Origin of the sequence: Blautia sp. AF19-13LB (assembly GCF_003479105.1) — a bacterium.
GTDB classification, from domain to species: Bacteria; Bacillota; Clostridia; order Lachnospirales; family Lachnospiraceae; genus Fusicatenibacter; species Fusicatenibacter saccharivorans.
In genome coordinates this window covers 1,167-1,885 of sequence record NZ_QUGO01000054.1, presented here as the reverse complement: position 1 = coordinate 1,885, position 719 = coordinate 1,167, and the positions used below count along the sequence as shown (strand labels likewise).

Here is a 719-nt window from a genome sequence, read left to right as displayed (position 1 = left end):
GACAGGGCTTCGCTGACTGCCTTTAAGTCCTGTGAAGTCCCCCGGTTCTGTCCAGCCCTTGTCCAGTCCCTCCGTTCTTCCTTTCGTATCGCCATATACTTCATCAGCAGATTGGGAAGAAGTGTTGCTTCCTCCGCCGCCTTTTGTGCAAGCAGTTCTTTCCGTTTTTCGCCCAGCTCGGTAATCCAGCCTTTGAGGTTTTGGATAAGCTGCCGGATGGACTTCATCAGACTGTTGGCGGCTCTGATTTCCCGGTTCAGGTTGCCGATATTCGTCTGGATACCACGCTTTTCCATCTGCCGGACAGCAACTCCCTCATGGACAGTGGGGACTATATCAAGCCCCTGTCTGGCATAGGAACGCAAGTCCACACGCTCCGGGCGGTCATTGGCTTCCAGATAGCGGTTCTGGATAACTTCCCACTCATGCCGCCAGATTTCACAATATCTCTGGTCGTTCCAGTCCACCGTATCCTCCTTGTGGCTTTTCCACCTGCCGGATGGCTGCTTTATCCGTTCCCCATTCTCGTCAAGGTCATAAACCTTGCGGCTCTTGGGAAGCCATTTCCCATGCTCATCCATTGCCCGCATAGTCAGCAGGACATGGGCGTGGGGATTGTGTCCCGGCGGATTGGGGTCATGGATGGCAAAATCAGCAATCATGCCTTTGGAAACAAACTGCTGCTGGCAAAACTCCCGGACAAGGACAGCGTACTGGCC

The 719-nt window shown here is 54.0% G+C and carries 1 protein-coding gene; it reads right to left on the bottom strand.

Annotation, left to right across the window (positions count from 1 at the left end; translation table 11 throughout):
• Positions 1 to 719: MobA/MobL family protein (locus DWX32_RS19130; RefSeq protein ID WP_243037650.1), on the bottom strand; the 719-nt coding region annotated here is incomplete at both ends.